General features: G+C 57.1%; 27 protein-coding genes and 3 pseudogenes. 11 read left to right on the top strand and 19 right to left on the bottom strand.

All coding sequences use genetic code 11. The features are described from left to right. Positions 1-99: 99 nt before the first annotated feature. The 5 genes and pseudogenes from FHT86_RS34020 to dnaE2 all read right to left on the bottom strand — a co-directional run. Positions 100-1,620, bottom strand: a complete 1,521-nt coding sequence (locus FHT86_RS34020; RefSeq protein WP_133704333.1) for an FAD-dependent oxidoreductase — start codon at positions 1,618-1,620, stop codon at positions 100-102. Positions 1,621-2,214: 594 nt separating this feature from the next. Then, positions 2,215-3,837, bottom strand: coding sequence for a DUF1254 domain-containing protein (locus FHT86_RS34015; protein ID WP_133704334.1), 1,623 nt, complete (start codon positions 3,835-3,837; stop codon positions 2,215-2,217). A 1,034-nt stretch (positions 3,838-4,871) separates the two neighbouring features. After that, positions 4,872-5,138 carry a hypothetical protein gene (locus FHT86_RS34010; RefSeq protein WP_246779796.1) on the bottom strand — a complete coding sequence of 89 codons (267 nt, stop codon included), beginning with the start codon at positions 5,136-5,138 and terminating at the stop codon, positions 4,872-4,874. Between the two features lie 597 nt (positions 5,139-5,735). Then, positions 5,736-6,350: a hypothetical protein gene (locus FHT86_RS34005; protein WP_133704335.1), complete on the bottom strand. Its 615-nt coding sequence runs from the start codon at positions 6,348-6,350 to the stop codon at positions 5,736-5,738. 191 nt (positions 6,351-6,541) lie between these two features. Continuing rightward, positions 6,542-7,138: pseudogene (gene dnaE2, locus FHT86_RS38330) on the bottom strand (error-prone DNA polymerase); the annotation flags it as partial. Between the two features lie 129 nt (positions 7,139-7,267). Here dnaE2 and FHT86_RS34000 point away from each other — a divergent pair. Then, positions 7,268-8,173 carry a PhnA-like protein gene (locus FHT86_RS34000; protein ID WP_133704336.1) on the top strand — a complete coding sequence of 302 codons (906 nt, stop codon included), beginning with the start codon at positions 7,268-7,270 and terminating at the stop codon, positions 8,171-8,173. Between the two features lie 58 nt (positions 8,174-8,231). Further along, entirely contained in the window at positions 8,232-8,642 is a 411-nt protein-coding gene (locus FHT86_RS33995; RefSeq protein ID WP_312862631.1) for a low affinity iron permease family protein, read from the top strand. Positions 8,643-8,647: 5 nt separating this feature from the next. On the opposite strand, the gene FHT86_RS33990 is transcribed toward FHT86_RS33995, so the two are convergent. Continuing rightward, complete coding sequence (locus FHT86_RS33990) at positions 8,648-9,037, bottom strand: low affinity iron permease family protein (RefSeq protein WP_133704337.1); 390 nt, start codon at positions 9,035-9,037, stop codon at positions 8,648-8,650. Positions 9,038-9,432: 395 nt separating this feature from the next. On the opposite strand from FHT86_RS33990, the gene FHT86_RS33985 reads away from it, so the two are divergent. Together FHT86_RS33985 and catE are read left to right on the top strand one after the other, a co-directional pair. After that, the gene (locus FHT86_RS33985) at positions 9,433-9,933 is read left to right on the top strand and encodes a ferritin-like domain-containing protein (protein WP_133704338.1); all 501 of its coding nucleotides are present in this window, start codon (positions 9,433-9,435) and stop codon (positions 9,931-9,933) included. A gap of 86 nt (positions 9,934-10,019) precedes the next feature. Continuing rightward, complete coding sequence (gene catE, locus FHT86_RS33980) at positions 10,020-12,158, top strand: catalase C (protein ID WP_133704339.1); 2,139 nt, start codon at positions 10,020-10,022, stop codon at positions 12,156-12,158. Positions 12,159-12,279: 121 nt separating this feature from the next. Here the strand turns inward: catE and FHT86_RS33975 are convergent, their stop codons facing one another. Further along, positions 12,280-12,516 (bottom strand): hypothetical protein, encoded by a 237-nt coding sequence (locus tag FHT86_RS33975; RefSeq protein WP_133704340.1) that lies wholly within the window; start codon positions 12,514-12,516, stop codon positions 12,280-12,282. A gap of 352 nt (positions 12,517-12,868) precedes the next feature. After that, entirely contained in the window at positions 12,869-13,051 is a 183-nt protein-coding gene (locus tag FHT86_RS33970; RefSeq protein ID WP_133704341.1) for a hypothetical protein, read from the bottom strand. Positions 13,052-13,227: 176 nt separating this feature from the next. On the opposite strand from FHT86_RS33970, the pseudogene FHT86_RS33965 reads away from it, so the two are divergent. Continuing rightward, positions 13,228-13,436, top strand: a pseudogene (locus FHT86_RS33965) (cold-shock protein). Positions 13,437-13,594: 158 nt separating this feature from the next. Here the strand turns inward: FHT86_RS33965 and FHT86_RS33960 are convergent. Beyond that, positions 13,595-13,798, bottom strand: coding sequence for a CsbD family protein (locus tag FHT86_RS33960; RefSeq protein ID WP_133704342.1), 204 nt, complete (start codon positions 13,796-13,798; stop codon positions 13,595-13,597). Positions 13,799-13,969: 171 nt separating this feature from the next. Between FHT86_RS33960 and FHT86_RS33955 the strand changes: the two genes are divergently transcribed. Then, positions 13,970-14,209, top strand: a complete 240-nt coding sequence (locus FHT86_RS33955; protein WP_133704343.1) for a hypothetical protein — start codon at positions 13,970-13,972, stop codon at positions 14,207-14,209. Positions 14,210-14,444: 235 nt separating this feature from the next. Here FHT86_RS33955 and FHT86_RS33950 read toward each other — a convergent pair whose 3' ends face one another. Then, the gene (locus FHT86_RS33950; protein ID WP_133704344.1) at positions 14,445-14,693 is read right to left on the bottom strand and encodes a DUF6894 family protein; all 249 of its coding nucleotides are present in this window, start codon (positions 14,691-14,693) and stop codon (positions 14,445-14,447) included. A 178-nt stretch (positions 14,694-14,871) separates the two neighbouring features. On the opposite strand from FHT86_RS33950, the gene FHT86_RS33945 reads away from it, so the two are divergent. Continuing rightward, the gene (locus tag FHT86_RS33945) at positions 14,872-15,186 is read left to right on the top strand and encodes a hypothetical protein (protein ID WP_246779795.1); all 315 of its coding nucleotides are present in this window, start codon (positions 14,872-14,874) and stop codon (positions 15,184-15,186) included. Positions 15,187-15,439: 253 nt separating this feature from the next. Here FHT86_RS33945 and FHT86_RS33940 read toward each other — a convergent pair whose 3' ends face one another. Then, on the bottom strand, positions 15,440-15,658 hold the full coding sequence (locus FHT86_RS33940; RefSeq protein ID WP_133704345.1) for a hypothetical protein: 219 nt from the start codon (positions 15,656-15,658) through the stop codon (positions 15,440-15,442). A 1,070-nt stretch (positions 15,659-16,728) separates the two neighbouring features. On the opposite strand from FHT86_RS33940, the gene FHT86_RS33935 reads away from it, so the two are divergent. Further along, on the top strand, positions 16,729-17,067 hold the full coding sequence (locus FHT86_RS33935) for a response regulator (protein ID WP_246779794.1): 339 nt from the start codon (positions 16,729-16,731) through the stop codon (positions 17,065-17,067). Positions 17,068-17,108: 41 nt separating this feature from the next. Here the strand turns inward: FHT86_RS33935 and FHT86_RS33930 are convergent, their stop codons facing one another. The 5 genes from FHT86_RS33930 to FHT86_RS33910 all read right to left on the bottom strand — a co-directional run bounded on the left by FHT86_RS33930 (position 17,109) and on the right by FHT86_RS33910 (position 22,134). After that, positions 17,109-17,603: a sigma-70 family RNA polymerase sigma factor gene (locus tag FHT86_RS33930; protein WP_166656673.1), complete on the bottom strand. Its 495-nt coding sequence runs from the start codon at positions 17,601-17,603 to the stop codon at positions 17,109-17,111. A 799-nt stretch (positions 17,604-18,402) separates the two neighbouring features. Next, positions 18,403-18,564, bottom strand: a complete 162-nt coding sequence (locus tag FHT86_RS33925; protein WP_166656670.1) for a hypothetical protein — start codon at positions 18,562-18,564, stop codon at positions 18,403-18,405. Between the two features lie 25 nt (positions 18,565-18,589). Beyond that, positions 18,590-19,477: a Crp/Fnr family transcriptional regulator gene (locus tag FHT86_RS33920; protein WP_183869017.1), complete on the bottom strand. Its 888-nt coding sequence runs from the start codon at positions 19,475-19,477 to the stop codon at positions 18,590-18,592. A 168-nt stretch (positions 19,478-19,645) separates the two neighbouring features. After that, complete coding sequence (locus FHT86_RS33915; protein WP_133704348.1) at positions 19,646-21,598, bottom strand: ABC transporter ATP-binding protein/permease; 1,953 nt, start codon at positions 21,596-21,598, stop codon at positions 19,646-19,648. Between the two features lie 347 nt (positions 21,599-21,945). Next, a complete protein-coding gene (locus tag FHT86_RS33910) occupies positions 21,946-22,134 on the bottom strand; it encodes a hypothetical protein (RefSeq protein WP_133704349.1) in 189 nt (62 codons plus the stop codon). Between the two features lie 118 nt (positions 22,135-22,252). On the opposite strand from FHT86_RS33910, the gene FHT86_RS38545 reads away from it, so the two are divergent. From FHT86_RS38545 to FHT86_RS33900, 3 genes are all read left to right on the top strand, one after another. Then, positions 22,253-22,378 carry a hypothetical protein gene (locus tag FHT86_RS38545; RefSeq protein WP_281413754.1) on the top strand — a complete coding sequence of 42 codons (126 nt, stop codon included), beginning with the start codon at positions 22,253-22,255 and terminating at the stop codon, positions 22,376-22,378. Positions 22,379-22,865: 487 nt separating this feature from the next. Then, positions 22,866-23,027 carry an entericidin A/B family lipoprotein gene (locus FHT86_RS33905; protein ID WP_133704350.1) on the top strand — a complete coding sequence of 54 codons (162 nt, stop codon included), beginning with the start codon at positions 22,866-22,868 and terminating at the stop codon, positions 23,025-23,027. 44 nt (positions 23,028-23,071) lie between these two features. Continuing rightward, complete coding sequence (locus FHT86_RS33900; protein WP_133704351.1) at positions 23,072-23,992, top strand: adenylate/guanylate cyclase domain-containing protein; 921 nt, start codon at positions 23,072-23,074, stop codon at positions 23,990-23,992. Between the two features lie 479 nt (positions 23,993-24,471). Here FHT86_RS33900 and FHT86_RS33895 read toward each other — a convergent pair whose 3' ends face one another. From FHT86_RS33895 to FHT86_RS33885, 3 genes and pseudogenes are all read right to left on the bottom strand, one after another. Next, positions 24,472-24,741, bottom strand: coding sequence for a hypothetical protein (locus FHT86_RS33895; protein ID WP_133704352.1), 270 nt, complete (start codon positions 24,739-24,741; stop codon positions 24,472-24,474). 130 nt (positions 24,742-24,871) lie between these two features. Then, entirely contained in the window at positions 24,872-25,888 is a 1,017-nt protein-coding gene (locus FHT86_RS33890) for a YihY/virulence factor BrkB family protein (protein WP_409527645.1), read from the bottom strand. Between the two features lie 347 nt (positions 25,889-26,235). Beyond that, positions 26,236-26,654: pseudogene (locus FHT86_RS33885) on the bottom strand (metal-dependent phosphohydrolase). Between the last annotated feature and the right edge of the window lie 17 nt (positions 26,655-26,671).

Genomic DNA, 26,671 nt, shown 5'->3' with positions numbered 1-26,671 from the left:
GTGTTCTCAACAGGGTGAAAGGAAGGTCGAGGTGCTGGAACTCGTCGTCGAGCTTGGACCGGATCAATCTCAGGTGAAGGAGACCACCGATAGCCAATGTTAGGCCCTCTCCCTCTCCATTCTCGCCTCGGCTTCGAGGCTCTCGAGGTCCCTATAGATGGAAGCCGCTGCCAGCGGCCGCCCCGCGCTCATATATTGTAGCATGCAGTCCTTCGCCTGGATGTCGCCATCAACGACGATCTCATCCCATCGTTCTGCGTGGCCGACGTAGTTGATGGGCACGTCATAATGCTGGCTCCAGAAGAAGGGCACAACCTCGAATTTCTCCTGGTGCCCAATCATGTTGCGCGCTGCCACCTGCCCCAGGCGCAGCGCGACGGCCCAATGCTCGACGCGGATGTTCTGTCCCGTATGGGGATCTGGCCAGCGCGCAATGTCGCCCGCTGCATAAATTCCCGGTACGCTCGTTTCCAGATAGGCATTGACGACGACGCCATTGTCTATGGCCAGGCCTGCCTGTTCGGCCAGGGCAAGGCGCGGCCTGACGCCTATGCCAGCCACAACAACGTCGGCTTCGAGGACGCCTCCCCCCTTGAGCCTGACCTTCGTGCCTTCAATCGCGGTTACAGTCTCCTCAAGGTGGAAGACCACGCCATACTCCTCGTGGAGCCGCCGGATGAAGTCGCCCATTGCCGGCCCTAACACCCGTTGCATCGGGCACTTGTCCGGAGCAACGACATGAACGTCGATATTGCGCGTACGCAAAGAAGCGGCCACCTCAAGCCCGATAAAGCTCGCGCCGAGCACGACAGCGCGCCCGCCCTGCTCAACTGCGGCTATGATGGCACGGCTGTCATCGAGTGAGCGCAGCGTATGAACATTGGGCTGGTCTGCGCCCGGAATGGTTAGACGCACCGGTTCGGCACCCGTCGCAAGGAGCAAACGATCGTAAGTGAACCTGCCGCCACTTGCCGTCGTCACCTCGCGCGCTGTCGCATCGATCGACATGACTTCCGTGTCAAGCCGAAGGTCGATATTCGCTTTTTCATAATATTTTGCCGACCGCAGCGGCAGCCATGCCTCGGGGGCACTTCCCGCGAGGTAGTCTTTTGAAAGGTTCGGCCGATCGACCGGTGCGGCAGTGTCGGCGCTCAGCATGACCAGGCTGCCTTGATAGCCCCGTCGGCGAAGCATTTCCGCCGCTGCGAATCCCGCGGCCCCTCCTCCGATGATGACGATCCTGTCCGGCCCGCCCGAGGGAAGCGGCCGGGTGTCCTGCGCGTCCGTGCGCTTGTCCTGGACGAATAGAAGGCCATCGCGTTCGTCGACGCGCCATACAGATAGAGAACTCAAGGCGGGGGCGCGGATCGCCTCACCGCTTCGCAGGTCAAAACAGGCATGATGCCAAGGGCAGCGCACAGTTGTCCCTACAACCAACCCCTCGCTGAGCGGACCGTGATAGTGGCTGCACAGGGCATCAATCGCGAAGAGGTCGCCTCCCGCCCGCAACATCAGGACGTCCTTGTCACCGACATGGCCGAGCAGCTTGCCACCGTCAAGAGCGCTGGTGGGAACGCCCTTCGTCAGATCAGGGCCGCTTGGAGCCTGTTCTTCAGCCATAGGTTATCCTCCGCAAGTATGGAGCACCGCAGAGTGAACGCGGAGCAAAGACCAGATAGCGTCGTCGTTGTGGCACAATAGTACCATCCACCACGCGGGGCTAGGATCAACAGTGCCATTTGTCTGTCGAAGGACCGATTTAACCCGAGGTAGCGCGACACAAACTCGCCTCCGCTCCTCCCTTACAATCCGGACCAGCCGGTCGGATCGGGATTGCCGTTTGCGCCGCTGGAGATGCTGAGTGTCGCATTTCTAACTGGCTGGCGACGTCGCATCCCAGACGAACCCTGTTGCAAACGAGGGAACTGCGCCGCACGCCCAACAGGACCGGCCTGCGAGAAGGGGGTTCGTCCCTCGTAAACGGAACGCTCTTGCGACCGGCCCTGCGCTTCTTGCAGGCATCAGCCGCAAGAGGTGGCGCTGTTGCTCGCCGATTGCGGCAATAGATTGGCCATTGAAAATGGATATCGATGATGCGCTTTAACCAGGTGAGCCAGTATGATCATTAACCTGACGCGACCGGATGCACGCAGGTATCAAAGCGTAGTCATCCGCGCTGACGCGTGCCGCGATGCTAACGTCCTTGTCGGCGGACTAATTCACGAGTTCGACCTCGCTCGGTCGCCATTGCTTGGCGAAGAACGGTTCAAGCGGGCTGTAGAGCCGCAGGCACGGGATAAAACCTTTATCGGGCACGGTCTGAATCCAGTTACCCCGTTTGACATTCGCTGGTTGCGTCGGGCCGAAGTAGATCGTCGTCGTGCCGTCGGCGTCCGCTTCCGCTGCGGGTGATGGAAAGCTCTGGCTGCCTGCACGAGGGTAGCGCTGCGGCGTGTCGAGCATCGAGCGCGTCATGTTGTCGTAAAGCGTGAACGACCAGAAGTTCGCCTGTGGGATGTCCTTCGGCAGCGTCACCTTGTAGGTCTTGGCACCGTCAAAGGGCTCCTTATCTGCATCGACCATCGTCCACAGGTACGTTGAACCGATGCCTGGCAGACGCATGGCCATCGCGGGCGTGATCCCGGTGACGCCATAGAAGAAGTCCGTTCGCGCGTCGAGCGTGCGATAGCCGGTGGGCGGATAGGGCTTTACGCCTTCGGTTGTAATCAGCGGAATCGGCGTCTCGAACTCGTAACCGACCTCGAACAGCATGTTCTGCCAACCCGAGCCGGGGTAGTAGTACAAAGTGGAATCGCGAGGAGCCATAAACAGGGTGCGCGAAGTGGCATTGGCGAGTGCAAGCGCTTCGGTGAGGATCTTCTTCATCCGCTCATCCGGCGCGAAGGGTTTGCCCTTGATGATGCCAATGGCGGCGATCGGTCCCATCAACTCGGGATCGAGCGACCCTGCAGGCTCCTGCTGCACGACCTCGTTGAGCATCTCGTAATAGCTGAAGTCGTTCGGCGGGATGGTGTTCATCACCTTGCCGGTACCTTCGTGGAACACGGTCGGCGGCGGTGGCGTGACTTTTCCAAGTCTAGCCTTGCCACTCAAAAAGTCGGCAATGGGGGTGCCGACGCCGCCAACCTCGTATGGATAGACCTTGGTGAACTGTCTGATCGATTCGGCCACCGGTTTCGGATCGTTGTTCTCCAGGAAAGAGCGAGCGAACCATATGACGAGGCTTGTGCGGGCGTGGGCGATATTGAAGCCACTCGGCAGCGGACCATCATAGCCGGGCGGCAGAATTAGGTATTTCCCGCCCTCGCCGCGATCAGGACCAGGCAGGCCGATGTCGATGACCCAGCGGAACCAGTAGTCATCAATGGCACCAAGCGCCTTTGGTGGCACCTCCAGCACCATGGGACCCTTGGTCAAGTCGAGCATGCCCATGGAATAGACGGTGTCCGCATTGGCCGTCAGGAAGAGCGACTTGGCGTCCATCAGTTCGGAGAAGACAAGGACTTCGTTATCCTTGACACCGGCGCTCAGTAGGCCCTTGTGGAGGGCGTGTATGCTGACCCCTTGCAGGGTGTTTACGAACGCCTCGAAAGCGTGCGTGAAGTCCAGATTGTCATAGACCTTAGCGATGGTCTCCTTGCTCGGCATGCCATCCTTAAAGTCGAGGGTGCCAATGCGCGTCACGACTGTGTCCGGCGTGCTGATCGCCGATGGAATTTCAGCAGCAGTCTGGGCGGAGGCTACGCTCCCGCCGTTGAAACTGGTTGTCGCGAGGAGAAAAGCCAGAAAGGAAAGCCTGCGTGCTGTCGATGCCATGTTATTTCCCTTCACTATATTTTTTTAGGGTTGGAACGAACTGCTCGCGCGCGTTTCACGCCCCACAACACGAGTGGAACCTATACTTTTCGAACAGTACTGGCGGCCGAAGCTCTCAATCAGCATACCCGCAAATCTTACGGGACAATCTTTGCACGGTATTGAGAAGTGGCAAGTACGTTACAGTAACATACGCTGCTACAGAGCTTCGCGGGGAATTTGCCTACTACGCACCGGTCCGCTTAGGGCCGCGGCGTTTGCTGGGATCAGCGGAACTTCTGCTTTGGCTCGAGACGCGACCTTCGCGAATTTATTGGCAAAGGTCCGGATGTGGCGCATCCGGCCCCCCTTCGCTTTGTGCCGGGATACCGGAAGATGTGGGAATTGCCAGGTTTAAGTGGGAAGAGCCGAAAGATATCCATAAGACAAGGCTCTTCGGCATGCTCTACGCGATTTGATACCTTGATAGTTTGACAATGGCCGGGAAAAGAAGACGGCAAGGCTTTCACTGCAGCCAAACAGCGTTGATCGACGGCCACGAGCGGAGATTGGCACCCGCCGAGGCGCGTGCCGCCTTTCTGGCCGCCGCTGAGGAAGCACGGATATTCTTCTTCAAGCAGTAGGTTCGGGCCAACAATACCGTAGCCGGCAAATCGAAACCCGCCGCTGCGGTTCGGACGCAAGCGGCGGGCTGCGGCATCGCTTCTTGGTCCGGTGCGATACCGGGTGACAACCCTGTCACCCGCTTAGAAAACCCGCCTACAGTGGGAAAAGTTCCGGCGCATTCTTGGAACGACTCGACCAGACAATTGCACGTCCCGCAAAAAGCCTCACCGCTACGGAGACAACGGTGAGGCCGGGAGACCCTCGGGCACGCTTTTGCAGTATCTGCAGGGGCGCAACGTGGAGCCAGGGTACGGGAGATCGAAAAAGTTTCGGTCTAACCCAATGGACATTATTCTATTATTAGTAATAACTAACAGACAAATATTTCCCCAAGCTATCCATGCTTTTGTTCCCTCAATGCGCGAATTTTACTTCCGCTGCGGGTGGGGACTGGCGAGGGTGACGAGCTTATTTTCGTCATGTATCCCCTGCTTGTATAGCGTAATAATGGTTGCTGCCGTTTGTTCGGCGTCTTCAGTATCACGCGCGATCTTCCATTTTTGCAAGATGGCATCAAAGGCGCGTTGACAGATGGCCAAGTCTGTTGAATCCAGAATAACGCCAAGCTTACCGAGATATTTGCTTATCATTTTCGAATAATGGTCTTGTTTGCCATCGCCACAATTGGCGGTCAACGTATCGTCTACTTAAAATGACTTCATGACAATACCGTCTCCGGCAGCGGATATTGCAAAAAGAACCCCGCTTGAACGATGGGGAGATAGAAGTGAGAGGGTGGGAATTTTAGCGAAGCTAGATAAGGTCTAGTTCAAGGCGCCGCATGCGGCATCGCGTAAATCTGATCGAAGGAAGCCGGTAACACACCCTTTTCCTTTGGGCGAGGACACAAGCCGCTCGTTCGTAGAGCGGCGCGATCAGAGGGCAGCATTCGAGAAGGTGATCAAGCTCTACGATCCGGGGTTCGAGGCGGCCTCTGCGCCCTCGAAGACCCGCCGTTCGTCACAGGACACGGCGGGCAATCGCGTAACCGAATTCTGAAGGGCAGAAACAACCGCCATCCTGCGCCGCTCGGAGCGCCCGACAACAACGGCAGCGATTGCTGACAAGTTCGCAAGCGAGGCCAACATCGGAAGCGAAGCGGGACGGTTGGAGTTAGCCCTCACGAGTAGGTTTTCCGCTACGCTGAACGTTTTGGTCAAGCGGGGTCTCGTACGGCAAGCTGGCACCGCCGACTGCCGGCGTCACCTCTGGGAGATCAGCCGCTAGGGCTGCTACCTCTCTGCTAACCAGGCTGGATAACTTTTCAAGGATGGATGTCCGAAATCAGGCGGCTGTCTTGCTGACATCGATGCCGCCACGGCCCTTAGCTGTTCGCAGACTTCGTCGAGTTTACCAAAGGCTTCGAAGCCAAATGTCCAAGCAACCTTGCCATCGTCAGTTTTGATCGTTGTCAGTTCCACGTTGCAACCACGGACTGGTAAGTCTTCGCGAACCGGCTTGCACTTCGCGTTCAGCTCGATTTCCCGCGGCGCTCCCTCGCCAGTATCAAATTTTCGTAACCACCTAGCTTTTGAAGTGACTATCGTTGCGGCGGGCAATGTCAGTATTCGTGACGTCCATTTGGTCCAGATTTCAATTTCACCATGAAAGGCGCCTTCTGAAAGTGGCCCGGCGCGGCCGACCAAACCCTTTACCTCCAACCCTGGCTTTTCTCCTCGGGCTTTTACTCCCAACTCGACCTGTTTGGGATCATGTAGGTAGACGTCCTCTCGCAGTTCTTCCCCTCCAGGCGGAAACAGGTGCATGGACGAGTTGACGAACCAGTCATTGAGCTCGGGAGGCACGTCAGTCTCCCAAAACCAGCGAACTTCTGCGGAAACTTCCATTTGCGACGGCCCCCTCTCAGCTTGCCAGCCAGAGCAGTTCTCATCGAACGTTTACACGATACCCGTACGGCTGTTTTCCACATCGCATCGGTTGTGGATGTGCCCCAGTCGGTCCCCCTAGCAAGATTTCCACCATAGCACGTGTCTGCCAATTCGTGAAACTTTGGAAGTGCTCGCAGGGAAGGGAAAGTTCATCGAGTTACCTCAAGTAAACATTTAAGATAGATTGACATCTGTTGGAAATTACTAGACTTTACCTTAAGCGTTTCGATATGCAGATCCCGCATGAAGATGTCGCTCGGCTTCACCGCGTCCGTCAGTTCGCGCCGATCCGCCCCACGTCCCCGTCCCGACTGCAGCTTGAACTCGTGCCCGGTCGGCTAGGCAGAGATCGCCCGACACATCGAAGAGCTGCTCGGCGACGAGGTGGACGACGTCGCCCTCGCGCTGGATGCGCCCATTGATGGCCATCATGCTAGCGCCCAGTCCTACACGCCGCCGCTTTTCGAATAAGCTTGTCCACACGACCACGTTCGCTGACTCGGTCTCGTCCTCGATGGTAATGAAAACCAGACCCCGCGCAGCTCACGATGTTGCGCCTCTGCCGATCGTTGCGGAGAAACGCTACCGGGTGCTCGCGGAGCGGTCAGACCAACGTGACCGTAGTCAGCCACCACATTGTGGCCTTCTGTCATCTTCCGAAGCTCGACCTCCGGCTCGACCTGCTCTGCAATCGACCGTTCCTTTCCGCCGCGAATAGGCTTGAAGCAACCTATCGTTTCAACGCGAGCCCAGCCTAGTCACTCGGGCTTTCTCACTCGCGTCTTTTTCAATGTAGTGCAAACATTTGGAACAACTGGCGCATGTGGAAGTTTGATTGCCACTTCACGAACCCGTGAAAGCGAAAGGACAGTCCTATGACCCAGCCCGTCTCCACCGTCGCGCACGTTCATACCCGTGACGACAATCCGTATCTCAACGCGGCCCTCAACAAGGTATCCTGGGGCGCGGTGTTCGCCGGCGTCGCAGTCGCCCTGGTCGTCCAGCTCCTGCTCAATCTACTGGGTGCGGGCATTGGCGCAGCCGTCATCGATCCCGCCGCGAATGACAATCCGAGTGCGGCCACGCTTTCCGTAACAACGGCAGTGTGGTTCGTCGTCAGCGGACTCATTGCATCCTTCATCGGCGGCTACATTGCCAGTCGCTTGTCCGGACGCCCGCGTCGTTCGACGGGAGCCCTGCATGGCGTCACGTCATGGGCCGTTACTACTCTCGTCGTCGTCTACCTTCTGACGACATCGGTCGGCGCTCTCGTCGGTGGTGTCTTCGCAGGTCTGGGCGGAATTGTCGCTACCGCCGGATCCACGGTTGCAACGGCCGCAACGACTGCCGCTCCGGCACTAGCGGCCGCGACGGATCCGATGGCTGGTATCGAACAGAACGTCCGTGATGCCAGCGGCGGTAACGACCCCGCAGCATTGCGCGACGCGGCGGTCGCGTCCGTTCGGGCCACATTGACAGGCGACGAGGCAAAAGCGGAGGAAGCACGAAACCGCGCGGCCGAAGCCGTCGCCAAAGCCCAGAACATTCCCGTCGATCAGGCCAAGCAGCAGGTCGCCAAGTACGAGCAGCAGTACAAGGACGCCGTGGCACAGGCAAAGCAGAGGGCGACCGAGGCAGCGCAGACTGCAGCGACCGCATTCTCGGCAGGAGCGATCCTGGCATTTATCGCTCTGGCAATTGGCGCAATCGCGGCTTTGACCGGAGGGGCAGTCGGCACCACGCACGTTGTGCGCGACGAGGAAGTCTATATCGCGCACTGAGCGTTTAGATCCCTTTGAAAGGCCGCCTCACCAGGGCGGTCTTCTCTTTGACGGCGGATTGGTCGACGAAGCCTGTACCGCCGGAACCCGCTCGCTCCTGGCGCATTCTCTCACCATGGCTAAGCGATCTCATTTTCTCCGCATGTCGGAAACCGCGGTAATGTTGGCAGGACATCACCTCATGCTGGCCGCGGTCGTCCTTGCCGTTGCCTCGTGGTGTGTCTTCGGGCTCGCGATGGGATTGCCTGACCAATGGTTCCTGCTCTCAAACGTTCTCGGAACCATGACGACGCTATTTCTGCTGCTCCTGATGCAGCACTCGCAGAATCGGGACATGCATGCACTGCAGGCTAAGGTCGACGAACTGATCCACTCAAGCGATGCCGCGAGGGACCACTGGATCGGTGTTGAGCAGCATGAAATACACGAGCTCGAACAGATGATTGAGGATCGCCAGGCGGATGCCTGATACGATCAAGATGCAACCTCGGCCTTCCCGTTCGCAACATCTTCGACGCACTCGGCCTTCTCCGCAAGTGTCTTACTCATCTCACGCAGCTGCTGTTCGTCCAGCTTCTCAATTCCGACGAACTTGTTTTGCGCCTGTGACGTGAGGATCAGCTCGTCCAGCTTGGCCTGCAGAGCTTTACCGTCGCGGTTCTGGGAGTTCTGGAGCACGAAGACCATGAGAAATGTTATGATCGTCGTCGACGTATTGATAACGAGCTGCCATGTCTCGGAGTAGCCGAAGAATGGTCCGGATCCCGCCCAGACGAGGACGAGCGCAACCGCTCCGACGAAGGTGGCCGGCTTGCCCGACAGGTCGGCGATGACCGTTGCAAATTTGGAAAAGAATTTCGACATCGCGTTTTCTCCGCGCCACAGTGGCGTTCGATAACGCCGAGATCATGCCGCTGTTCCGCGCCATACGACAAAATCCAGCCTGGTGCCTTGTGCCGCCCTGCCCCATCCGCCTTCGGTAGCGACAAATCCAACCTGAATTCTTGTTGGGCTGAAAATCGTCGAAAAGGTCAAGGTCGATGGAACAACGGTGATGGGTGGAAGTTGAGTCTGCCACCGGTCAATGCTGTGCTCTCCGCATAGAACTTCCTGGCAGTAACGCCGACCGGCTCTCTCTCTCTCTCTCTTCCTTTGCGGATTGAGACGACGTCCCGGGGACGGGACGTCGTTCATTTCTTGCGGGAACTTCCACCATCACGCGGAGTTCGGTGACCGCGCTACTGCCACAGGAGGACGCCATGGCTACCGAAAAGACCATCAACGACCTTTTCCTTGATACGCCCAAGGACATCTATTTCGCCGAAAAACAGACCCTGAAGGCCCTTCCCAAGATGGCTCGGGCAGCCCAGTCCGAAGAAGGCAGAGCTGGATTCCTCAAGCATCGCGACGAAACACAGGGACAGATCGAGCGCCTGGAGCAGGTGTTCGAGCTGATCGGCAAGCCGGCTCGTGGCAAGACCTGCGAAGCGATCCAGGGCATCCTCGCCGAAGGCGAAGAGATCATGGAGGAATACAAGGGCTCGGTCGCGCTCGATGCGGGCTTGATTTCGGCTGCTCAGGCGGTCGAGCACTATGAGAGTGCGCGTTATGGCACCCTGATCGCCTGGGCCAACCAGCTCGGCCTCAAGGTTGCGGTGCCGCTTCTTCAGGCAACCCTTACGGAAGAGGATGCCACTGACAAGAAGCTGACGCGACTCGCAGAGGTGTCAGACAATCCCAAGGGTAAAAGGGCCGCCTGAATAGAGGTAGCCACCCAAGAAGGCCGTCCCTTGGGCGGCTTTTTCCCATTTCGACCGAGTACGACATCCTAAGGGGAAGCAAGACAATGGCCAGGAAATCTAAAATAACACAGTCCGACACCGTCACCATCCACGCTCAAAAACTCCACCGCGGCGAAGGCGGCGAGCTCCATCAGTTCGCGGAAGACGGGCAGCCAATCCTGACAACCGCCCAAGGCGGCCCAGTTGCCGATGACCAGAACTCCCTTCGGATTGGTGCGCGCGGTCCCCTCGTTGTCGACGACTTCCATTTCCGTGAGAAGATCTTCCACTTCGACCATGAAAGGATTCCTGAGCGTGTCGTCCATGCACGGGGGTACGGCGCCCACGGGTTCTTCGAAACCTATGAATCGCTCGCTGCCTACACCAAGGCGGATCTCTTCCAGCGCCCGGGTGAGAAAACCCCCGCCTTTGTCCGTTTTTCAACTGTGGCCGGTAACAAAGGATCTGCGGATCTCGCCCGAGATGTCAGAGGCTTTGCAGTGAAGCTCTACACCCAGGAGGGCAACTGGGATCTCGTGGGAAACAATATTCCGGTGTTCTTCATTCAGGACGCCATTAAATTCCCAGACTTAATCCATGCCGCCAAGCAGGAACCCGATAGAGCGTTTCCACAGGCACAGACGGCGCACGACAATTTCTGGGACTTCATCAGCCTGACGCCGGAAAGTATGAACATGGTCATGTGGATCATGTCAGATCGAACCATCCCACGATCCTTCCGTTTCATGGAGGGTTTCGGCGTGCACACCTTCCGGTTCGTTAATGCCAAGGACGACTCCACCTTCGTGAAGTTTCACTGGAAGCCCAAGCTGGGTCTCCAGTCGGTCGCCTGGAACGAGGCGGTCAAGATCAACGGCGCCGATCCGGACTTCCATCGCCGGGATCTCTGGCAGTCGATTGAGTCCGGCAACTTCCCGGAATGGGAGTTGCAGGTCCAGCTCTTCGACCAGGACTTTGCTGACAACTTCGACTTTGATGTCCTCGACCCGACAAAAATCATTCCTGAAGAAATACTACCGCCACAGCCGATTGGACGCTTGGTGCTCGATCGCATGCCCGACAATTTTTTCGCGGAAACCGAGCAGGTCGCGTTCATGACCCAGAACGTCCCACCAGGGATCGACTTCAGTAACGATCCGCTGCTGCAGGGCCGCAACTTCTCCTACCTCGATACGCAGTTGAAGCGGCTTGGCGGGCCGAACTTCACGCACCTGCCGATAAACGCGCCGAAGTGCCCCTTCGCGCATTTCCAGCAGGATGGTCACATGGCGATGCGCAATCCGGCTGGCCGTGTCAACTATCAGCCGAATTCCTTCGGCGAAGGTCCTCGGGAGTCGCCGGTCAAAGGTTATCGCCACTTCCCTGCTGAAGAGCAGGGTGCGAAGGCGCGGCTGCGCCCGGAAAGCTTTGCTGATCACTATAGTCAGGCCCGGCAGTTCTACATCAGCCAAACTCCGCCGGAGCAGCGCCATATCGCAGCTGCGTTGACGTTCGAACTCTCCAAGGTTCAGACGCCGGCCGTGCGCGAACGGATGGTCGCTCATCTTATGAATATTGACGAGACGCTTGCGTCCACCGTCGCCCAGAAGCTCGGCTTCCAAACCATGCCGGAGCCGGCCGATGCAGCGATGCCGACCCGCCAGGATCTTGGAGCATCGCCGGCCCTCAGCATCGTCGAGCGTGGGCCGAAACGCTTCGAAGGACGGAAACTCGGCATTCTCGTGACCGATGGCGTCGACGCGAAGCTGCTGAATGGCCTGACGGCAGCGATAACAAGGGAAAAAGCCATCTATGAGCTGATCGCGCCGAAGGTGGCTGGTGTTACGGCCTCCGACGGGACATGGATAGAGGCCCACCACATGATCGATGGCGGACCGTCTGTCCTCTTTGATGCTGTGGCTCTGCTCACGTCGTCCGCCGCTATGGACGACGTGGTGAGCGAGGCAGCGGCGCGCGACTTCGTCGCCGACGCTTTCCAACACTGCAAGTTCATCGGCTACGATCAGTCGGCGCTCCCGCTGCTTGAAAAGGCAGGGATCGCCGACGCTCTAGACGAGGGGGTTCGGGCGCTGCCTGGAGACGAGGGGCTTGCCGCCTTCGTGGCCGAGCTTGGCAAGCTGCGCGTCTGGGGACGAGAGCCATCCGTGAAGCTTGGCAAGGCCTCGACGCCGGTCGAAGAATAACTGGCAAGGCGCGGCGCCCTTGCCGCGCCAGCTAGACAAGCGGTTCCTGGCCCACGCGAACCCCGGCAGTCCCGGGCCAAGTTCGTCCCGGATGCCGGTCCGGCTCGGCAGAAACAAAGCGCTAGTGTACCGACTCCGAGGTCGCGGCGTTCACCTTGGTCGACCAGATACCGACATAGGTTCCGATGAGCATCGTCGCGATGTCGTCAGCCGTTCGGTACCCATGCTCGTAAAGATCGACCGCCGCGGCGCGGAGAACGTGCGAAGCCCGATCGTCAGGTGACACCTCGTAGAAGCGATACCATGTCTGGACTGCTTCCGACGTCAATCTGTATTCAGAATCCTGCTGCTTATTCATAGATGCCTCCGTCCCGGAGAAATCTAGGGCGATCAAAATTAGTTCCAAACATTTCGCAGTATGGCAGCCGAACGGTGCGCGGATACGGCATTAGGGAAGCTCGCATGACACGGGTCCGACAGGATAGTCGCCATCGAACGCGATGAGGCTCACGAGCCGGCCATCACGCCCCCCCTTCCAGGAGTTTAGGACAACGGAGCTGGCATCGCTTGGAATGTTGTCTGCTGCCCTGGACCGCCATGTAGTGAGCGATGACGACATCGTCCTCGTCGCCAGGGGCTTTCCGTTATTGTATTCCGCGGATCCGACTTTTGCAGGTTCTATCGAATTGGGCGGAGCCGCGGCGGCGGCTTTAAAAAGCGCCGCCCGTCACCGGATTGACGATCGGGCGCTCGCTTTCATCCTTCGCTCCCGGCTTTTGGACGGTAGGAGGAGCGAGCGATTCCTTGTCGGCGGGCTCGGGCTTTTCCGGTATCGTGCCAACGTCTTTCGGGCGGCGTTGCTCGGGGGTGGCATTTGTGTCGTTGGTTCCCATGTCGTGCTCCTCTCAAATAAAACACCGAAGGAAACCGTTCGTTCCGCTTCGAGCTCCCAGCCGTTGAGCCATTGGTGCGATGCCAGGCCCCTCATCGTTCCATTGATCCGGCAGCGGTCTTGTCAGGTTTCGCACCCAATTTCGCGATCCGCGGGGGAATCAAGCGAGGACTTCAAGTGCCAACTGGCACTGTTAAGTGGTTCAACTCTGAAAAGGGTTATGGGTTCATTCAGCCGGACGATGGTTCGCCGGATGTTTTCGTGCATATTTCTGCAGTCGAGCGGTCAGGCCTGCAAGGCCTGAAGGACGGGCAAAGGTCAGTTACGAGCCGACGAAGGACCGGCGGTCTGGCAAGTCGGCCGCAGAAGACATTCAGACTCTATAGCAGTAGTCCTTCAGCGGCCATCACATCGACAGCTTTCTCGCAGTCTGCGGCGACACTCCGTTTCTTTTCGTGGGACGTGGTGGCCCTACCACTGCGGCCGCGCGGTAGCCGGCACGAAAAAGGCGGCATCTCTGCCGCCTTCCTTCGTATCCTAAAGATTACCACCTCTGACTGCCGAACCAGTCGTCGATATCCTTCTTGGCACGATCTTTTTGGTAGCCGTAGCGCTCCTGGATCTTACCTTCCAGCTGCTCGCGCTTTCCATTGATAACGTCAAGGTCGTCGTCAGTGAGCTGGCCCCACTGCTCCCTCACCTTTCCCTTCATCTGCTTCCAGTTGCCTTCTACACGATTCCAATCCATGAAATTTCTCCTGTCTTTTCATTGGATTAGCTAAACGCGTGGCGACCGAAAACGTTCCGTTATTAGTCTCGCGCGGCTTTCACAAACACCGCCATTTCGCGACTAACGCTATTAGTCGGAACCTTCCCTCCTTGCCGATAGTTTCCCCTTCTCTCAGCAAGGATAAATCACATGGCCAAAGACGAGTTAGACGTCGACACCGGCGTCGCCACGAGACTACAAACAGACGTTCAAAAGGCAGCGAAATCCGCCACCGACGCGGTGACACGCGAGGCAAACGCGGTAGTCGTGGGCGCATCGGATCATCCGTATACCGCTACCGGAATGGCGCTCACGGTGGGCGCACTTGGCTTCTGCATCGGCTTCTTATTAGGCCGGTCGTCCGCCGAAAGCCCTCGATATTGGCGCTAACCACAGAGCATCGCGCAAGGCGCAGCTCTTTAAGCAGCAGTCGTCCTGTGCCGCCGTCCACTCCAGCAGACAAAGCTTATGGAGTCGAGTCGGAACAACATTTCGCTTGCTTGGTTAAATTATTGGTGGCTGGTTGGTCGGTCACCGTGGCGTTCGCCTTCCAGTGAGGCTACGTCATGCCCGCCGCCTGCACTCATCGCCGGGCGGCGGGCGCCAACAGGTGAGGCTTCACTGATCAATCAAGCACAAATCTAAAAGGTAGTATCAGGACAATATTGCCGTTTTCGTCAGTAACCTCAAACCGCATCCCATCCAGAGGGTCGCCCTCGATCACCATATCCGCAATCATTTCCCGGGCCGCCGCAATTGCTTCCCTTTTGGCCGCCTCAATGTTGGGAAAATCGACCCCTTGATCGTCCGGGCTGTAGGTATCGTCACTGCGGACATGAAAAAAATACTTTGCCATTGCGCTGAAACTGATCAACCGCTGGTTTGTTCCCGCACGCAAGACTGTTCGCGACGACGGGTGTTGCCGCGCCAACATCAAGCATGCGATCGACGGCCGCCTTCCGCCGATCTCTGGGAATGGATTATAATATTCGGAGACTTGCGCTCCAACCGACTCTGGTTCTGCTGCCGCTCTTCGCAGTCGGACTGGTCACTTGGCCAATCGCGCGATCTTCCGGAGATCGATCACGGCTGCCGCGCCGGAACATTCAGCCTCAGACGACGGTTTATCCGCATCAGAAAAGGAGGCTGCGGCGATGGAAGACACACGCTCTCTGAAAATGGCAAAAAAATATCTTAGCCTGGGCGGCACCCGGAGATCCAAGATCGACGACAACATCATTGATACCCGAAAATGGGAGAGCGAGCCACAAGAGGCGGCAAAGTTCTGGAAAGAGACCATCGAGCCTTTGAATGACGACAAGAGGAAGCAGGTCGAGAGCTTCCTGCCGTCAATCAGCGATGAATGATCATACGCGACCAGTGGAATGACACATTCGAGGCAGCGTTTTATGAGAACGCATCCCGTAGTGAACAGGTGCCGCTACATAGGCTCGGAGAAGCCGATAACGGAATTCTCATAAGTTTTGTCACCCACCCAGGCCTTCCGGACGCGAACTCATCAGGCCCACTTCCCACCGTCAATCGCACGATAGGCTTTGCGCTACGGCTATCTGGGCCTGCCCAAGAAGAAGCGCTGAAGAACCCCAACGCGTTGACCAATTATTGTTGGCGCGCGCGACTGCCAGGTTTACGCGCCTTTTGCATGGTCGCTGCACTTTCAGCTTCCTGCGCTAAGCGGGCGCGCCGTAGCCGATCGCTTTTCGCTTCTCGTTGCGCTTTTTCTTTTGCAATGATTTCCCTGGCGGCCCTATCCGAATTCGCCATCTTTTCACCCGCCGAAAATCGCTTAGTCCCGTCTTTAACTGCATCCGATGTCATATTGGCTCCTAAATGGCGGGAACAAAAAAGGCCGGGGCGAAACCGCACCGACCTTCCTCACGTCATTTCCGATGCCAGTGCCAGTACATCCGTGGTCAAAAGCCGAAAGTGACTGCAGCGACTGCGAACAACACAAGACTTCGAGCGCTCAGCAACCAAACTGATACCTGTTATGTGGGCAACCAAAGAACATTAACAAGTGGACGTCGGTTTCCAGGCCCGCATCAAAGTGGGATTTTCATTGCTTGGCGTCGACGCGTGCAAATTCAATCCTATTGATTTCCCTGCTTATTTTGCCTTCTCATGGGGCATATGTAAAGTTGCCGAATTGCGCAAGATTATCTCTTGAGCAAATTTGCTTCTGGGCCGCGAGCCTAAGTAAAACCCTTTCGGGCGCGCCTAGTATGGATGCGATCACAGTTTCACGGATGAACGCACCAACGCAGATCGCTGTTCATTGTCCGATGAAAGTTGGGGCCTTGTTCTCTCCGGCCAAAGAAATACTTCGGCGAGAATAGTCTGCGTAACCGTGGCCCATTTGGGAGACCCGACATTCGCCGATGCTCTGCGCGGTTCGACCCCTTCGAGACCAACGCCTAAAGCCAACGTCTAAGAGCGTGGCGGCCCAGACAGGAGCGATTCTTATCATCAATCGTCTTTTCGGGCGGCAGATGATCGGGGGCCGATCGTCTCCGTGGGCTTGATGCGACGACGCGACGGCAAATGTTCCCGGACCGCGAAGTTCACTTTCCGAGCCTCGACAGCCCTCGGAGAATCGAGGAATCGTCATCCTTCCCGACGATCGCCATGCTCACGCGGATATTGCGGGAACAGCTATTTGCCTCTGATGTGTGCGTGGGGCCCGCGATGCGAAGCTTGCAACCCGCCCGAAAATCGGCTTGCTCGGTTTCCGTGGAAAATTGCGGCCGAATGGCGCTGATTCAGATCCGTCTTGTAGATTCACTTTTAGTTCGAACGAGGGCCATCTATAAGTGGTCAACGCAATTCTGGAGCGGTAGATGAGCGATTCAACGATCACATACAGCCCGATGTTTTCGGACAAGCGGGTTTTGATCGTTGAAGACGAGGATTTCCTCGCGGACGAGACGCGCCGAAAATTTCGGGAACTTGGCGCTATTCTTATCGGCCCCATTAGTGATATTAGGAATGCTCTTGAGTTGATCGAGGCCGAAAACGTCGATGCGGCGATTCTCGACCTGCATCTCGGCGCGGAAAGTGTGCTTCCAGTTGTGGAAACGCTTGAGAAGCTGAAGCTTCCTTATTTGTTCGCGATAGGCCGTCTGTCCGTCGTTCCGGTCGGATTTACCGGTTTTACTTTCTGTGAAAAAGCGATCGAAATCGAGTATATCGCCAGGGCGCTCTTCGGGAGGCCAAACGGGGATGCCTGAGGGCGTTTCGCGTCATGTGGATTTTGTGTGGAGCGGCGATGTTAGCCGATGTCCTCGTCGAGTTGCGCGGCAAGCCGCTGGCGGGCTCGGTTGATGCGGCTCTTGACCGTGCCGATCGCACAGCCAAATCTATCCGCCGCATCGTCGTAAGAGCGGCCCTCGATCACCACATATTCCAGTGCCGCCCGATAGTGCTCGGGCAGCAGGTTGCAGGCCCGTTCCAGCTCCTTGGCGCGGATTGCCCATTCCTGCGACGGCGGTTCCACGCCAGACCCGGATACGCATCTCTCGCTGCCGGGTGCCTCGCGCTTGGCAATACGGAACTTCGTGCAGAACGTATTGCGCATGATGGTAAACAGCCAGGATTTCATCCGTGTGCTTGGGTCGAACTGCCCAAGGTTGGCGAGCGCCTTTGTCAGGGTTTCCTGAACCAAATCATCGGCATCGACAGAATTCCTGTGGAAGGTCCTGGCGAAAGCGCGAAGAGCCGGAATGAGATTTACAATGTCAGCCTGCAAGTCGGCTGACCGGGACATGTCGATCAAAACGCTCTCCTCCACCCGCGCGTCATTGGAACAATGCTGTTCTGCAATGCTTTCGTCGCCCGCTTTGCAAACGCCGCAAAAATCTGGTTCGGCACCCTTGCGGATGCCAGTTGATTTATTCCAGCTATTATTGAGCGAGTCGCCGCGATTGCGCCTGACGTCTTTTTGGGCTTTGTCGAGCGCTCTTCGCATCCACTAAGGAACGGCGCCATGTTCAGCTTGTTCCGTGAAGGTCCATAAATATCTTTAGCATTGCCTCATATACAAACCGGCGAGGCAGGTTTTATGAATGGCCGACCTGACTTAGTCGTCGCTAGGAATTGATCTTGTCGCTGGAAACGTGGCTAGGTCGATTATTTTAGCAAATAGCCTTCGTTCGGCTGGCAGCGATCATTACTCGCCGCTGCCGTGGGCTGCTCCGCTTTGCTCGATTTCGTCCGCCTCATCCGAGGCTGGCGCCGGCGGGTGGCAGCGCGGGTCCTTGGCGAGAAGGGAGAGACTCCGCGCGATCGAACCATCGAGGGCGAAATCGTGGGAGGCGTGGTGCACACGCCGCCGATCCGATGCACTATGGATTCATTTATAGACGTCGAAATATGGGGCGTGATGATTTTTCCAAAACTCTTTACTTCCGTTCCTTGGGCGCGATCAAAGACGAGTAACCGGATTTCGGCGCGCACCGTTGGATGGGTTAGCTTTAGGTCCCGAGCGACCATCTTGACGTGTCGCTAACACTAAACTGCTGCGATGCAGAAAGAGCCCGTCAACGGGCCCTTTCATTTTTCATTGCTTACTTAGAGTTCTTGTGGCTCTGTTCGCCAGCTTTGACATGCTGCTCGTGGGAACCACCCTGCTTGCCGGTCGAGCTCGAGCTTTCCTTGCCCGAGGCGCTTTTGCTTCCTTCAGACTTGGAGCCGCTTTTGCTGCCCTGCGTTCCGCTGGTAGATGGCATAATAAAACTCCTTCGTTGCTCGAGATCATGATTGATCTCTGCAGACGCCAACCACGATCGCGAGGAAGTGTTCCCATGACGGCACCAAATTTGTGAAACGGATTGAGAGGCGCCAGCGCAATCCTCTCGCTACCGGCGGCGGAGCATGGAGTGGAGGCCCCTCTTCTGGGAGCGTATCGATCAAACATCCAAGGAGGTTCCCTGTAGAGCTCGCCACACCGCGAAAGGCCGTTTTTGTTGACGCGCGTAGCGATTGCATATTCACTGGCGGTTGCCACAGTTGGCCGGACCGTGTTGCAGGTTCAGGGCCAACCGAGGCCTGGTGTTTGCGGCCACTACTTTTCATCGCTACCCGCGGTGCCTTGCAGCAAAGCCACGTACTCGTTCTCTGGCTGACCGTAAGAACCATCGGCATATTGTCCGTGTCCAGACGATCGTGACACATCAAAACCCATCTTGCCAGCCGCTGATCTATTTTGAACGCTGCGTTTGCGAGGGCTGTGTAGGTCACTTGCGCTGCAAAGACGTAAACGTAGCGAGACAGCAAATTGCTGAATGCCCTGCTTGTGGCAACGATCTCTTGAAAGGCAACGACAGAAAGGCGGTACGCATATCCTTCAACCTGGATCACGATATCGTAAGGATTCGTGTTTGCGCCGACCGACGAGGCTGTTGGGGCAAAACCCTCTCGCCCAAACATGCCGGCTTCGGCTTTCAGGCCAGTCTCTGAGACGGCCAGGACAGAACCGATTCCCGAAGACAGAAAGTAGACTGACTCCAATGGCTTTCCCGCTTGGGCAATCTGCAAGCCTCGAGGCAAATAGACCCTTTCCAAGCGTTCCATAAACGATCGCCGCTCGGTCTTCGGAAGTAAGGTGATCAAGCCGTTGTCTGACCAGAGCCTGTCATCCATCGCACTGCCTCCCGCTTTGCGATGCGCGACGAGATACGCCTTGATAATCGGCCTGTCACGCAGCGCCAATATTTCCGACCCATCAATGGCTCGCCCAAGTACGGGACCAGGCGGTCTTCAATTTCTATTCTGAGACAGCGCCGCTTTACTCGAGGTGGTGCTCCCTTTCTATAGGGAGCGCCGGTTCTCCAATAGGCGCAAAACCAAGTTCCGCTTTCTCTTGCGCTGGACAAGATCAATATCACTGACAAGCTTTGCGCCGCCCTCGCGCCGCTCCAATGTAATTTTGCGGCTATGGAAGGCTTCCAGCTCAGCTCGATGCGCTACGCTTATGATAGTGACCTTCGGCAATTCATGGATCACCATCTCCATCATCTTGTCCTGACTCTTCTCATCGAGTGCTGACGTTGCTTCATCCAGCACGATAATATCGGGATTGTGTAGGAGGAGACGCGCAAACGCGAGCCGCTGCTTTTCGCCACCGGACAACGTCTGGTCCCACGGCGCATCGTCCTCGATCTTGTCGTTCAGATAATCGAGTCCCACCTTGTCGAGGGCTGCTTTGATCGCATCCAGCGTCCAGCTATCGGCGGCACGGGGATAGGCGGCAGCACGAAGAAGCGTCCCGGAAGGGATATAAGGCCGTTGCGGTAACATGAACAGTCGTCTGTCGGCGTGGAAATTGACACTACCGTCACCCCACGGCCAAAGACCTGCGATGGCCCGCACCAGCGTGCTCTTGCCCGAACCGGATTCTCCGGCTACGAGCACGCGCTCGCCTGGTTCGATCACGACCTGTGTTTCCTTGACCACGGCGGTGCCGTCGTCAAGGGACACCGAGAGATCGTTTAGGCTCAGCATCGCTTCGCCTTCAGTTTCACCGCGCTGGATGCGCCCCAAGGCGTTGCTCTGTTCCGCGCGCTCGAGCCCGTCGAGCGACATCATCAGCGAAGCAATGCGCCGTGCACAAGCGTTCCAGTCGGCGAGACGGGGGTAGTTGTCGACCAGCCATCCGAACGCGCTCTGAACGATGGCGAATGCAGAGGCAGCCTGCATTACCTGTCCAAGAGTCATGCTGCCTTCGAGAAACTTTGGAGCGCAAAGCAAAATCGGCACCACTGGCGCAAACAGGCTCGACCCCTGGGACACAAGCGTTGTGCGCATGTGCTGGCCTGCAAGGAGTGCCCATTGCCTGAGCACATTGGCAAAGGTCTTGTCGAGGTCGGTACGCTCCTCCTCTTCACCGCCGAGCAATGCGATACTCTCGCCATTTTCCTGCACGTGCGTCAGCGTGTAGCGAAATTCCGCTTCCGACTGATTTTTGACCTCAGAGACGTGGACGAAATGGCGGCCGATGACCGCCATCGAGCTGGACGTGATCGCGGCGTAGAGTACCGCAGTGATGACGAGGAAGCCGGGAACAGTGACGGTCGAGCCTGCTATTGTCAGAGTTAGAGCCCCACCGATTGTCCAGAGCACCACGATGAAGGTCGAAGCGGACAGAAATGCGGATATGACACCAGCGATGAAATCGACGGGTGACTCGGTGGCAATCCGCAAATCCTCCGAGATACGCGCTTCGGGGTTTTTGTGGTCGCCGCCGATGAGGTTCAACTGATAATAACGGCCGTTTGCGAGCCAGCGCCCTATCACTGCGGTCGTGAGCCAGGAACGCCACCGGCGCTGGATCATCATACGAACGGAGACTTGAACAGTGACAAGGGCGACGCTTCCGAGCACGAGTGGCAGGAACACAGCGCTCAGAAAGTAGACGGTGCTGGCATCGTGTCGCTCTATGGCGTCAAAAATCCCGCGATTCCAGACATTGATTCCATACTGGAAGCCGACATTGACGCCGATCAGGGTCAATAGCCCGATTGAGCACGGCCAAGCGAGCCCGTCGCCGCCGCGGCCCCAGTAACCGCGCGCGCTGATCCAGAAGCGCGTTAGCAGGTACTTTTTGCGCGCCTGCTCGGCCTCCTCAGGCGTCAACTCTCGATCGGGTTCGACGGCATTTGGCGGCGGAGCGACCTCAATCGATGCTTTCTCTTGGTGCGACTTCTCGGCGCCATACGGTTCGGTACCGTCAACAGATTTCAGATCGAATTTAGCGTTGGTCATAGGCACGCAACGGCTTAAAAATCAAAAGGTTTCATGATGCCCGTGTCGAACATGGCATCAGAGGGTTTGTCGAGAAAATGAGGCAGTCGTCGGTCGAACTCGAAAGCCATAGAGGGCCTGTTCACCCCAAGAGCATCAAGCTGGTCACATCTCGGTCCAGCTCTTCGAGAATCATCCCAGGAACTCAGCGAGCCTACCCGTATTCGTGTCCAGAATGGGCCAGAGGTTCTAGCTCCCTCCTCCGGCCGCAGAATGCAGCGATGGAAAGCTCATCTTCGTCTCCTCGAGGGTTCGCTTTCATGATCTCAGCGTCCTTTGGCAGCAAGGCTCTTGCAAGGCGAGAAACCTCAATCCTCCGCTTCCGGATTTTTCTTGCTCTCCTCCAAGTTCAGCAGATCGGCCATGTCCTGAGCCAGTTCCTCACCAAGACCGATGAGCAACGCGCCAAGCATCTCGGCAACGTCCTTTGTGACGGCATCGAATACCGACCAAGTGCCGTGACCGTCTTCTTTCACCGAATACCTGATGGGGGTCATAATTGCTCACCCGAGGGCTGTATGTGCCTAACGCCCCAACCTTCGAAATGTTTTGATAGAAATGACTACTGATCCGGAACATTCAGTGCAGCTTGAAGGCCTTTCTGTGGAGAAATTCTTGAAGATTCATGAGGTAAACCATATAGTTAGCCTCTTCGTCGGTAAGGCAGTCGACGACGAGTCCGGCACTCGGAAAGACGATCTCGACGTTGGACGGCGCCTGTGCGCCGAGGACGAATTCTGATCACTTTCCATACTCGGATTGAGATCACTTTCTCCCAGGAGCTCAGCCAAATGAAGCCGCGCGAAGGTGACTAGGAAAGGTGTCGGGGAAGTCGCCATGTAACTCCAAGCATGAAGAAGGCAACGAGCCCATGCAGACATAAAAAGTTACCCATAGGGGTCGGCCACGCCTTCTGGCTCCCGGATTATGTCTTTGACCTTGCATTCGCATATTCTAAACTAGAAAACTGCTCTATTTCCTCCCCCCGCCGAAAACCCGCGTAGGCGGGGCTCTTTATGCACCCATCACAGGTGGAACGTGCTATCGGTGAGCTATCTAACCTAACTCACTTCCGCACTATGCTTAGCCCCATTCGAAGAGGGACATTTTGTTGGCAATCTTGCCTGCTTGCGGAGCAGGAGCTTTTTTCCTCGGAATACAAGGCCCGCAACGCGTAGGAACAAAGCGCGAGGGCTCACGTTGAAGTCTTACAAAAAAGGATGCAACGATGACCCTGTCTCTGACCTCGAACATTCTCGCCGCCACCCTCTTGCTACTAGCGCTCTCCTCTTGCGGCAACACTATTCGTGGCATGGGACGCGATACCGCCAACGCTGTCAATGCGACGCAGGATGCCGGCCGCTCTGTCGATCGCGCTGCGAAGAACTAGTCCGTCTATCAAAATCGCCCGATACAGATTGAGCGAACGTGGCAATGAAGGCCCCGCATCTTGAAAGAAAACTCGCCGCTATCCTTGCCGCCGATGTGGAGGGATACTCTCGCCTCATGCACAGTGACGAGGAGCGCACCCTTGCGACGCTGACCGCACATCGCGCTATTGTGGACACACTTATCGCGGCCGCCAACGGCCTGATTTTCAGCACCGCCGGAGATAGCGTGCTCGCCGAATTTTCGAGCGTCGTCGACGCGTTTAACTGTGCGGTCGCGATTCAACAGGCGTTGTGGCATGCCAATCAAAAGCTTCCAGAAGACCAGCGTATGAACCTGCGGATCGGTATCAATGTTGGCGACGTCCTGATAAAAAATGGTGACGTTTTCGGGGACGGCGTGAACATTGCCGCACGCCTTGAATCGTTGGCAGACGTTGGAGGCATATGCGTCACACGTGCTGTGCGCGACCATTTGCGGGACCGAGTGAATACAGCATTCGAAGATTTCGGCGAACATACCGTCAAGAACATTTCCAGGCCGGTTCACGTGTTCAAAGCACTTATTGATGTCGGAGCAAACGCTGAGTCGGCGCTGGTGAAGCTACCTGTGGCTCCTCCTATTTCGGAGCCTGCCGGCTCGCCAGCACACCTTGCGACCGCCGGTCCTGAGTCCAACCGAGTAGAGCTCGCGTTCTGGCAGTCATTGCAAACAAAAGATGACCTCGGCGAATACCGGATATACCTTGAACGGTACCCGGATGGTCAGTTTGTCGATCTCGCCAAGGCTCGCCTGCGATCCCGCGAGACTGTTCCCGAGCCGCAAGTCGAAGTGAGCTTTTGGGAAAGTGTACGCGATAGCAATAGCGAAGAAATGGTGCAGGCCTACATTGACCGATACCCGAACGGGGAATTTGTGAGCCTTGCCAATCTAATTTTGACTGATCTTAGATCGCGATCAGGTTGATTTGGTGTGGCATGGCGTCGATTCATGGTTCCCCTTGTGGCATCTAACGCGCGTGTTCGGCACCGTTTGCGCCAGAAACTGTAAAACGCATCGCCCGCCCGCGATCAGGTTTCGCTCGAGACGGGGCGCGGGACAATCGGGCCTGAGAGCCGAGTGATTGAGAATTGGCGAAGCAGCGGGCGGCCTGCATGGAACTTGTTGGCCTCCCCCATGTTCTTATCGCGAACGCTGTGAAAGCCTCCTCGTGCGCGAGAGCTGGGCCGAGCCAGTCACTGGCAGCGGCGTTCGTGTTTCGCTTCGCCGATCGTCACGTGGTGCGTAGTATCCATCTTGGCGATGTTTCTCGCGGTATCACTATGTTCCTACGGTCAAAACTTGCTCAGGTTGTCGTGCTCGCGATCGTGATGGCGGTTCTCGTCGCCATCAATCCCTTCGGGCGAAATCTCGCGGAACCCATGACATCCGGAGGATTTGTACCTTTAACGCCGCACAATGCGTACTGAGTCCACAGGTCGGATTCGATTGCATACCCTGGGCCCGACGATCGCCATGGCAATCTGGCTAGCGCGCTCGATCGCATCGATACTGGGCGCGTCGCCCTCGAGAATAAATATGCCCGCCTCTTCGAATAGAAGGATCCGAGCGTCCTCCATTCCGACTGCATAGGCAATGGCGCAGCCGATAGTTTGGGCTGTTGTGGAAAGCTTTGTATTTGCTTTCTTGTCGACCGAAACGATTGTGTCAAACATGGCATCTCTCCTGAGGACCCAACGTTTCAGGCGCAATTTCGTTCATCCAATGTTCAGGTACGGACGGAGCTCTGATCGGTGAAGCCTGTCAATCGTCTCGATAGCTGCTGCGCGTATGCGGGCGTCGTAATCAAGGGCGCTCGGACTCGACGGTCGCTCCCAAAGTGTCGGCAACGTATGCGCCGCGAGCCCCCATCGGCAACGGCGCGCCCGTTGTCGTATCCATGGCGGTCTGGTGTTCTAGTTCGGCATTCAGCTCACCGCCGACGATCAGAATGGCGATGGACAACCACGTCCAGACAAGAAAGCCCATTAGAGCGCCGAGCGTGCCATAGGTGGCGTTATAGTTGGCGAAGTTATCCAGATAGAACGAAAAACCTAGCGACATGGCGAACCATGCCACAGCCGTGAGAACCGCTCCCCATGTCATCCATCTGAACTGGGCAGGCTCCCGACTTGGGCCGAAGCGATAGACGCAGGTCACTGCGACGACGACCACGGTTAAAAGTAGCGGCCACCTGAGTAGGCGGGCCAGTTGCTCAGTCCATTGATCAAGCCATAGATAAGAAAGAATGATGGGCATGACTGCAACAAGGCTGACCATGGCGACGGCTGCGCCCATCGCACAGAAAGTGAAACACAAGCCAACCAGATTTAGCCGCACCAGGCCGCGCTTCTCCTTCTCTCCGTATGCCACGTTCATGGCGTCGAAGATCGCGAGCGTTCCACTATGCGTGCTCCACAGAGCGATCCCGAGCCCGGCGAGGAAGGTAATACCGAGCGTGCTGTCGCGCCGTGCGAGCAGTGCCCCGATCTGCTCGGCGAAGAGATCGAAGGCACCGGGAGGCAGGACCCCCGCGAGTTCTCGCAGGTGATCGGCAATGGTGGAAGGGTCGGCGACCAGGCCATATAACGACACAAGCGCAGCCAAGGCGGGAAACAGCGCGAGCAGAAGGTAGAATGTCACGCCCGCAGCGATCAGCGTCACCCTGTCTTCGAGAACTTCGTTGAAAACGCGCCACACGACGTCGCGAAGCCCCTTGACGGGAATAGCTTCTGGCACCTCGGCAAGGCGACCGTGTTGGTCGTCGGGATTGGTCGATGGCGTTGGGCGCGAGCGTTTGACCTTCGCGATGGTCTGAATCAGCGCCGCTACAACGGCGCCGGTGGCGATCAACCATGTTACAGTGGATAGCTTCGGCCTGCGGTACGTTTTGTTTCGCAACGTCGTTCTCCAGGTTGTCCTTGGAATAAGGCTGCGATCCGCCGAAGGATGCATGCCGGTTCGTCGGAGGTGCTCCCACCTACCGGTGGTCGCCGCGAACAGCACATCCCTCGCGCTGTACAAGCGGCAGCGGCGCCGATCTCCGCGCTCCCAGTCCTGCTGGATCCTCGTCGCTGCCAACAGGATGCGGTCTTAAGCCAATCGGAGCCGGGGCATCTCATAAAATGAAATCATTCGGTCAAGATCGCGCTCCGGGAATGTGGCGAACTTTATTTTCCGGTTTTGATGTCGCCAAGGAGAGCCAAGCCGCGCCGGTATTTTTCCGCATTCGTGTCGGCTTACTCCCCTGCCAGAGGTTATCCTCGAGGTCAGCTTGTTTGACGGGCAAAGCAAGCGGGTTTGATGCCGCCCGTCTTACGAACTGATCGTCTGCTTCCTCCGGCCGTCGTGTCGGTGCATCGACCGCCGCGATAATTCCTGGTGCAAAACCTTCTTCCTTCAGCCGATCGAGCGTCCATCCCCGCCCCTTGTCGACGACGTCATGAAGGTAAGCCACCGTTCGTGCCTCGTCACCGGAAACGAGAAGTGCAACACGCTGGCAGTGCTCGAAAAACGGCCGGCCGATCTTATCAGTCTGCCTCTCGTGCGCCTCGATAGCGATCTGGATGGCATGATCAAGGTGCTGCATAACGATCAGGGTCCCCC

This window comes from Rhizobium sp. BK313, from assembly GCF_014193655.1.
Lineage (GTDB): Bacteria > Pseudomonadota > Alphaproteobacteria > Rhizobiales > Rhizobiaceae > Rhizobium.
The sequence above is the reverse complement of the archived record's forward strand: the minus strand, read 5'-3'. Positions and strand labels throughout refer to the sequence as shown.

Excerpts from the sequence above, each read along its gene's own strand:
- FHT86_RS34020 (WP_133704333.1), bottom strand. The coding sequence starts at position 1,620 with ATGGCTGAAGAACAGGCTCCAAGCGGCCCTGATCTGACGAAGGGCGTT.
- FHT86_RS34015 (WP_133704334.1), bottom strand. The coding sequence starts at position 3,837 with ATGGCATCGACAGCACGCAGGCTTTCCTTTCTGGCTTTTCTCCTCGCG.
- FHT86_RS34005 (WP_133704335.1), bottom strand. The coding sequence starts at position 6,350 with ATGGAAGTTTCCGCAGAAGTTCGCTGGTTTTGGGAGACTGACGTGCCT.
- FHT86_RS34000 (WP_133704336.1), top strand. The coding sequence starts at position 7,268 with ATGACCCAGCCCGTCTCCACCGTCGCGCACGTTCATACCCGTGACGAC.
- FHT86_RS33990 (WP_133704337.1), bottom strand. The coding sequence starts at position 9,037 with ATGTCGAAATTCTTTTCCAAATTTGCAACGGTCATCGCCGACCTGTCG.
- FHT86_RS33985 (WP_133704338.1), top strand. The coding sequence starts at position 9,433 with ATGGCTACCGAAAAGACCATCAACGACCTTTTCCTTGATACGCCCAAG.
- catE (WP_133704339.1), top strand. The coding sequence starts at position 10,020 with ATGGCCAGGAAATCTAAAATAACACAGTCCGACACCGTCACCATCCAC.
- FHT86_RS33975 (WP_133704340.1), bottom strand. The coding sequence starts at position 12,516 with ATGAATAAGCAGCAGGATTCTGAATACAGATTGACGTCGGAAGCAGTC.
- FHT86_RS33970 (WP_133704341.1), bottom strand. The coding sequence starts at position 13,051 with ATGGGAACCAACGACACAAATGCCACCCCCGAGCAACGCCGCCCGAAA.
- FHT86_RS33960 (WP_133704342.1), bottom strand. The coding sequence starts at position 13,798 with ATGGATTGGAATCGTGTAGAAGGCAACTGGAAGCAGATGAAGGGAAAG.
- FHT86_RS33955 (WP_133704343.1), top strand. The coding sequence starts at position 13,970 with ATGGCCAAAGACGAGTTAGACGTCGACACCGGCGTCGCCACGAGACTA.
- FHT86_RS33940 (WP_133704345.1), bottom strand. The coding sequence starts at position 15,658 with ATGACATCGGATGCAGTTAAAGACGGGACTAAGCGATTTTCGGCGGGT.
- FHT86_RS33930 (WP_166656673.1), bottom strand. The coding sequence starts at position 17,603 with ATGTCCCGGTCAGCCGACTTGCAGGCTGACATTGTAAATCTCATTCCG.
- FHT86_RS33925 (WP_166656670.1), bottom strand. The coding sequence starts at position 18,564 with ATGCCATCTACCAGCGGAACGCAGGGCAGCAAAAGCGGCTCCAAGTCT.
- FHT86_RS33920 (WP_183869017.1), bottom strand. The coding sequence starts at position 19,477 with ATGGATGACAGGCTCTGGTCAGACAACGGCTTGATCACCTTACTTCCG.
- FHT86_RS33915 (WP_133704348.1), bottom strand. The coding sequence starts at position 21,598 with ATGACCAACGCTAAATTCGATCTGAAATCTGTTGACGGTACCGAACCG.
- FHT86_RS33910 (WP_133704349.1), bottom strand. The coding sequence starts at position 22,134 with ATGACCCCCATCAGGTATTCGGTGAAAGAAGACGGTCACGGCACTTGG.
- FHT86_RS33905 (WP_133704350.1), top strand. The coding sequence starts at position 22,866 with ATGACCCTGTCTCTGACCTCGAACATTCTCGCCGCCACCCTCTTGCTA.
- FHT86_RS33900 (WP_133704351.1), top strand. The coding sequence starts at position 23,072 with ATGAAGGCCCCGCATCTTGAAAGAAAACTCGCCGCTATCCTTGCCGCC.
- FHT86_RS33895 (WP_133704352.1), bottom strand. The coding sequence starts at position 24,741 with ATGTTTGACACAATCGTTTCGGTCGACAAGAAAGCAAATACAAAGCTT.